This window comes from Campylobacter sp. US50a (genome assembly GCF_004379015.1).
In the GTDB taxonomy this organism is placed as follows: Bacteria; Campylobacterota; Campylobacteria; order Campylobacterales; family Campylobacteraceae; genus Campylobacter_D; species Campylobacter_D jejuni.
Map to the genome: position 1 here is coordinate 1 of NZ_RYYJ01000022.1, position 7,947 is coordinate 7,947.

General features: G+C 25.4%; 3 protein-coding genes and 1 pseudogene. 2 read left to right on the forward strand and 2 right to left on the reverse strand.

Annotated features, from left to right (window positions below; all coding sequences use genetic code 11):
• Positions 1-91: 91 nt before the first annotated feature.
• A pseudogene (locus ELQ11_RS09220) lies at positions 92-2,146 on the forward strand (ImcF-related family protein); the annotation flags it as partial.
• Positions 2,143-3,045 (forward strand): FHA domain-containing protein, encoded by a 903-nt coding sequence (locus tag ELQ11_RS09225; RefSeq protein ID WP_070287063.1) that lies wholly within the window; start codon positions 2,143-2,145, stop codon positions 3,043-3,045. The pseudogene ELQ11_RS09220 and the gene ELQ11_RS09225, both read left to right, overlap by 4 nt.
• A 3-nt stretch (positions 3,046-3,048) precedes the next feature.
• Here ELQ11_RS09225 and ELQ11_RS09230 read toward each other — a convergent pair whose 3' ends face one another.
• A complete protein-coding gene (locus ELQ11_RS09230; RefSeq protein WP_126218060.1) occupies positions 3,049-4,335 on the reverse strand; it encodes a hypothetical protein in 1,287 nt (428 codons plus the stop codon).
• A gap of 10 nt (positions 4,336-4,345) precedes the next feature.
• Positions 4,346-7,843 carry a hypothetical protein gene (locus ELQ11_RS09235; protein WP_134225291.1) on the reverse strand — a complete coding sequence of 1,166 codons (3,498 nt, stop codon included), beginning with the start codon at positions 7,841-7,843 and terminating at the stop codon, positions 4,346-4,348.
• Positions 7,844-7,947 lie beyond the last annotated feature (104 nt).

The window sequence follows — 7,947 nt, forward strand, 5'->3', positions numbered from 1 at the left end:
AAGGATTATGGATACTTAAAATAGCTTCTTGATCGATTAAAACATTAGGATGAAAATTAAAAGTTGTAGGGGTGCTTAGATGAGATGAAGCAAATTGCTTCTTAAAGATCAAGATTATCAAAATTTAAATATTAAACAAAAAGCTGACTTCTTAATTGAATTGAGAAATATTTTAAATACTTATCCTGAACTTTGGCAAGATAATAATATATTTCAATATTTAAATCTAAATCTCTCATACAAAGGATTTAAAGAAGCTAAACAACTTTATTATAAACTGAATGAAGATGTGTTAAAAAATACTTTATTAAAAGAAATGGAATATACTTTACTTACCGATACAAATAAAGAAAATTTAATCAAAACATTATATATGTATAGATCTTTATTTGAACAAAAATATTTTAATAAAGAAATACTAAAAATTTGGATTAACGAGAATTGGAATACTTTAAGTAAGTATTCAATCTCTAAAGATGACTTTCTAGAAGGGGTGGATGAGCTTAAACAATTTAATCTTAAATCTTTTACAGAAGATGAAAACAGTATACATACAGGAAAAAGAAAACTTGAGAGTATAAGTAGAACTCAAAGAATTTACATTCTTCTTAATTTTTTAAATAGCGATAAACCTAAAGAAAAATATCTTATAAAAGAGGATTTAGGTTTTGCTGCAAATAGTGTATTTTCAAATAATTCTCAAATAACTTCTATAGATAAAATATATACAAAAGTTGGTATGATGGACTTTTTAAATGATTTAAATCAACAAGTTGACACCGCAATCAATATTGAATCTTGGATGCTAGATAACAATTTTAAAGAAAATAAAAACACTTTGACTATGGGTATTTTAAAATTATACTTAAGTGAATACCAAAATGCTTGGCAAAATCTACTCGCTTCATTGCAACCTGTTAGGTATAATACCAAAGAGGCAATGCTTAATGAGCTTAATATCTTATCAAAAAAAGAAAACCCTTTATATTCTTTGTTAAAAATTGTTAGTTCTAATACAAATTTAAATGATGCAGTTTTACTAACTCAAGCCTACAATTTAGGATTAAATGCTGGGGAAATTAGATCAAATTTTATTGGGGTAAGCAATGCTTTCACACAATATCATAAGCTAGTAAACAAAAATACACTTTTGAGTGTTGGTAATATAGAAGTGGGCAAAGGCACTGATGATGAAAAAATATTAGATATTCTTAATACAAGTATTACAAATATGTCCAATAAAATTATAGATTTTAGTTCTAATAATAACCAAAGCGCTGAAGAAAAAATTTCATATGCTCTTGGAGGCAATAAAGATGCCAATGATCCTTTTGCTGTATTTCAAATGAACATAAAAAAATTACCTAATGATTTAGAGAGATATTATAGTCAGCTTTCTAATTATTCGTGGAATTTTATAGAAAATCATGGTATTTCTTTATTTAATACTGCTTGGATTAATGAAGTGTATAATCCATTTGTTAATGATATTGCACCATATTATCCTTTTAATGATGAGAGTGTAGCAGATCTTAGTATGGATAGTTTTAAAACATTTTTTGGAAGAAATGGGACATTAAATAGTTTTTATAAAAAATACTTGAACAATGTTTTAGTAAAAAGAAAAAATAACTATTCTGTCAATTCTCAATTTGCTTCAAAATTAAATTTCTCTAAAGAATTTTTAGATTTTATCACCAATGCAGGCAATCTCTCTAGTCTCATACTAAATGGTAATGATAATATAAAAGTTAATTTTACTATTCAAAGCCTTGATTTAAGTGCGGATTTTTCCTTTATAAAGCTTGGCTATGATAATAAAAATATCCAATACGATCATACTCTTAATCAAACCCTACAAATTGTAGCAGAAAAATTCAATAATGGAACAAGTTTAAATTTTACAGCCTATAACTACTCTAATCCTAATTTAAATTATACAAAATCATATAAAGGAGAATGGGCATGGTATAAGTTTATAAAAGATAATAAAAGTAATTCTATATACAGCATTATATTTAACAATAATAAAAACTTATATTTTGACTTTGAAATTATTAACGGTGCTAGTGAATTAAATAATATAGTTTATATTTTAAATAATCTTAAAATAGTAGAAAATATTACAGGGGTAAATAAACAATGATAGAAAAAGAAGAAATAGGAATTACTATTGAGAATTATGACGAATGTATTAGTGGTTCTAAAACATTTGTATTTAACACAAAGGGTGGAACTATAGGAAGCGGTGATGATTGCACTTTTCGTATTCAAGATAAACTAGAACAAATCAAAAATACCCATGCCATAGTATCTTATGAAGAAGGATCTTTTACAATTGCGGCTTTTGAAGATTCTGACATTTATTATAATAAGTCCTTTTCTAGAATGCCAAGTGGCTATGAAATAATAATCAGCATAGGCGATATTTTTAAAATCGGTAATTTAGAATTTAGATTTGTGGATGCAAAAAGCATTGAAGCAAGCATTAAAGAAAATAAAAAATACTTAGAAGATATTGAAAAACGCAATCATTTTGATGAAATTGAAATTAAACCTAGAGGAAAAACAAGTATAAATTTTGACAAAAACAAAGAGTTAAAAGAGATTTTAGAAAATAATGATTATAAATTTATCGAAGAAGAAGAAAAGGCAGATGATAGCTTTTTAAAAGAAATAATTCAAAAAAATCCAAATTCATTAGAATATGAAAATATTTTAAAAAGTTTGGTAAAAAATTTAAAAGATATTAAAACAAAACAACAAAGCTCTAAATTAAATAATGATTATTCTTCTATTAGTATTAAAGATTTTGAAAGCATTGTTAATAATATACCCTTAATCAAATCCACGAGATTGATCAATATTTTAGCCCTTAGCCTAATCGCAAAAGAATTATATACTCCCATCTTTGAAGAAATGGAAGAAAATATGTTTATTAAATATCTTGAAGCTGCCATACAAAACAATATCAAAGAAGATAAGATTCTTTTTGAAAATCTTACCATCAAAGCATTGGAAAAGTATATTAAAGATTTTGAGTGATTTTTACTCTTTGATATTATGTTCTTTAGCATAAGCTAGTATTTTAGCTCGAAGTTCTTGCGGAAAATTATATCTATAAATAGCAGGAATTCTTGGATCAAGTTTAGCATCTAATTTGTGTCTTTTGTAATACCATTCTAGATTTTCAGGGGTAAAATAATAAGGTGCATTAGGATAACCTTGAGGAGGAGTTAGGGCTGCTAATTTGGCATGTAATATTAAAGTATCATTAAAAAGTTGTGCTTCTTCTTCACTCCAATCATTAGGTGTATCGGTTCCATAGCCAGTTACCATGCCATTATAATACCCTCCCCTATGATGATCAAATTCTCTTCTGCTTTCATAAGTAGAATCTATATCCCTTGGATCTTTTATCTTACCCTCAACTATATCACTTCTTAAGGCTTTGTATATATCCCCAGATTCATCACGAGCAATTCTATATTTATTATAATCAATCACCCAATCTACTCCCATAATTTCATCTATAAAAGGAAGCATACCAAATTCATCAGGTTTTAAAGTCTTAGCTAAGGTTTTAATCTCTTGTTCTCTTAAAGGATTTTTATGCACTCCTACTAAACCACTTCCTACAGCAATATCTGCATAACCATAAATAGCACCTAATAAATTAGGTTTATCTAATATACTACTTCCTCCACTTAATTGTATATAAAGTATAGTAGCTTGGATAAATCTTGCATTAAAACCATTTTGAGACATATCATTAGCTAGGTATTTATAATCACCTAATATTCCTGCTGCCATACCCCATTCATTATGAAATAAACTTGATCTTAGATTATGTTTATTATCATCTACTATTCTATATAATTTTTCATATTTAGGATCTACATTTCCTTTTTCATCTACAGCTCCTATAGCTTCATAAGGTATATCTATAACAACACTTCTTATACCACTTCTTATAACTAAATATTTATATCTTTCTTTTTTAGTTTTTAAAGATTTATAATAAGCTTTTTCTGCTTTAGTCCAAGGAGCTATAGCTCCTTTGATAGGATCTTTTAAATATATACTTTGCCAATCTTTAAATTCAAGTAAAGTAGATTTCTCCCCTGTGTGAAATTCAGGATCTAGGTATTGGGGTTGATAGTCTTTGTAGGGGGAGTTTTGTTTGATATTGTGTGCTTCAAACAAAGCTTTAGAATATTCTTGGGTGTATTTGCCTACCTTAGCTCCCCCATCATATAATAAAATTTTATTCGTTTTTTTTTCTACATCTAATATAAGTCCATTAGGTGTATAAATCTCGTAAGTTTCACTCATTTTTATCCTTTCATCCTATATATAAACCATCTTCCATGATTATAGTTGTAGCTAGTCTGCCTATAAACTTATTAGAATAATCTTGTATTTTACTAATATCATCACTTTCTTCCACACCATCTTCATTTTTACTTTCATCTTTCATCTTTTTTCTTTTTATCCCCTTATACATCACTTCTAAATTATGTTGTCCTATGGCTTCTAAATTTTCCATCAATCTTCTTGCTTTTTGCCTATCTTCTATGAACTTACCTTTTTCATCTTGAGTGGTATTATAAATCCCATTTGCATATTCATATAAAATTTGTATAGTATCATTATAAGCTAAGATAGGGTGTTGTTTTATCACTGGGTGTTGTATTTTATACTCTTCTTTTCTTTGAAAATGTTCTAGCTTATATATATTACAATTTCTAAGTTCTATATTGTTTTTTTCAAAAAATTCCTTATCATTTAAGATATATTTGCCTTCATTGATTTTATCTTCCATAAAAGCACTTCTTTTTTCATCTAAAATAATATAAGATAAAAGTCTTTTTAAGGCAAATTCCCTAGCTTCACTTGAAGTTGTAGCACAAGCAATACTAGGATAATAATTAAGCCCACCCGTGCATAATAAAGAACCAAAAATAAACTCAGATAAATCAAAACTCATAAATCTAGAATTTATTAATAAAGGATAGGTTATATATTCTTCTTTTTTTACAGCTAAAGGAAAATCATAATTGTAAGTAAATTTTTCATACATTAGTTTTTCATATAAAATTTTCAATCTTTCATAATTTGTAGGCAAAAGTGTATCAATAAAAGATCCTGCTAAATTTTTTAATATATCCACGCTCAAGTCTTTACTCATTTTAATAGAAAAATCAATAGCTAATTGTTTTCTTACTTTTGATATCAAATGAATTTGCTTAGCTTTATCTAATCTTGAAAAACTCTTTGACTTTTTTAATTCACTTGCATATTCTAATTGATTAAAATAATAATAATTTGTTCCTATTTGATATAAAAAAAGCTTATTGAGTGATTTTTTACTTTTTGGATTAATTTTTATAAAACGCCCCTTAGGGCTAAGTGCATAAAATATCCCTAGTTCTTTAAAAAAATGTGCTTTAAAACTAGAAAATAATTTATTACCATAATACTTTTTATCTAAGCTTGAATCTATAAAAAATAAAATCATTTTTTTAAAAAAATCAGGCTGACTCATAAAAAATTCTGTAAAAGGAAAAAGTTGCTTAATGATATTAAAAAAAGTAATATCTATAGATAATTTTGCAAGTTCTTTATCAAGCATAATATCTTGAATGCTTTTATCTAAATCTTTTTTTGAAGGAAGAGTTTTGTCTGTTTGTATATTTTCTTCAAATTCAATCTCCTCATCAAAACTTTCATTTAAGGTTTTTAAAAAATTTACATAAGTTTGATCTTCTTCTTCAAAATCATTTTCAAACATAGCTTTAGCTAATTCATCTAAATAGATGACTTCATCTTCTTTTTTATTTTTATTTAATTCTTTAGATAAAAAGATATAAATTTTTTTATCATTATCATAAAAATAAATATCATCAGGGATAAATAAGATATACTCATTAAAATAATTTGGTATTTTAATCCTTTGGTAATTAAGTGAAATTTCTTTATCGCCATAATCTGGATTTGGAATTACAATATTTTTAACACCAAGAGAATATTCTTGCGTAAAAGCTAAGTCTTTTTGTAAAACATACAAAGTTAAAGTCAATAAAACAACCGTTAAAGGTGAGTATTTCTTAAAATCTACATTTTCATATGTTTTGGATATTGATGAATCTAACTCAAGAAAAAATTGTATTTGATCATAGCAAGAATTGATATTGTCTAAATAATCATTAAAAAGCTCGACATATTCTTCTACTTTTTCTTTTTCTTTTTCGCTAATTTCTTCAAGTTCTTTAGGCAATTTAAAAAAGCTATCAATATAAGCAAAATCTTGCTTAACTTTTTCATATTCTAATCGTTCGTTTATATATTCTAATAAATAAAGTTTCATCCAAGAATATGTTTGATTATAAAAATTAAAATATCCCTTATATTTTTGATAAATCTGTCCATCAAGTTTCACAAAAGGACAAAGTTGCAATACATAATCATCTTCTTTTTTAACATCTCTTTCTATAAAATAAGAACCATAATCTCTTTTGCTAGGAAAATCGCCTTTTAATGCAAGTTTTTCATTTTTTGTAAGAGCTTTGGGGCGATTTTTTATTATTGCTCCTAATTTTTTTTGATACAAGTCCTCACAAAGTCCTGCATTGTTAAGCTGTGGTGGATTAGTAATAAGCAAATAATTTTTACCCATTTTGGTTGTATTGATTTGATCAGTATTTTTTTTATCTAATATCATTTCTACTAGCATGGAAGAATTTAAATCAGGATATTCTGCATAAAAGAAATGATTGAGTTTAGAGATATTTAAATTGATTGCTTTTTTTAATGTTGTATCAAAATTATTTAAACTAGAATTCACTAAAAGTGTATTATCTAACTTTTCATTTTCAAATTTTAGATTATTTTCTAAAAAATTATCAAAAATACCTTGAAATTCTTCATCTAAAATAACTTTATAAAAACTATTTTTATAAAGACTAATAGAAGGTACATTAGAATAAGATGAAAAATCTAATAATACTTTATCATCTATAATTAATACATCAGATAAAATTTCTTCATTGCACAAAGCGATAATAGGATAAAGCTTACTAGTAATAAGCTCTAAAAGTGGATAAGCAAAATCATAATAATATTTTTGTTCCTTATACTCTTGATACTCAGCAGAAGAATTATAAGCTTCAAATAATGTATTTACAACAAAAACATAAGGATTTTTTTTGACTAAAGAGACAGGTTTTTTAAGATTGGTTACAGAATCTAGTATATTGATAAAAAATTTTGCTATAGCTCTAATAATTTGCTTATATTCATCATCATTAGATTGAGTAATATTTTTTAAAAGTGTATTAAAAAGTGTATCTAGGGTAAGTTGTATCTTTGGTTTAATTTCTTGCTCAAAATAGTTAGATTCTTTGATATTTTTTAATAATATATTTAATTCTTTTTGAATTTCTTTTAAAAAATTTTCAATATTTTCTACATTGTTTTCATCAATAATTTTATTGAGCGTTTTATTTTCATTTTGATTAATTGCATTATTTAAAAATTTTAAATTATTAAAGATAATTTTTTTAATGCTAGATAAATTTTTATCAGAGCTAAATTTTTGTTCTTTTGTGATTTCGTCTTTATTGGCTTGATTTAAATGTATGATTTTAAAAGTTTTTGTATTATCAATTTTAAAATTATCTTCAATAGTATGTAGTGTCTTATACAAAGAATTCTTAGCTTCTTTATATCCATCAAAATCACTGCATATAAAAATAATTTTATTAGCATTTTTGGTAAGATTTTTTAACTCGATTTCTAAATTATGATTTGATGCAATTAAAGTAAAATTTTTTATTTTCATATTTTAACCCCATTTACCACCACAAATTTACAAACATAAAGCTCTTGTTTTCTATCTTCATCTTCTAAGATTTCATCTAGTCCTTGTGCGATTTGAAGTTTTAA

Excerpts from the sequence above, each read along its gene's own strand:
- ELQ11_RS09235 (WP_134225291.1), bottom strand. The coding sequence starts at position 7,843 with ATGAAAATAAAAAATTTTACTTTAATTGCATCAAATCATAATTTAGAA.
- ELQ11_RS09230 (WP_126218060.1), bottom strand. The coding sequence starts at position 4,335 with ATGAGTGAAACTTACGAGATTTATACACCTAATGGACTTATATTAGAT.
- ELQ11_RS09225 (WP_070287063.1), top strand. The coding sequence starts at position 2,143 with ATGATAGAAAAAGAAGAAATAGGAATTACTATTGAGAATTATGACGAA.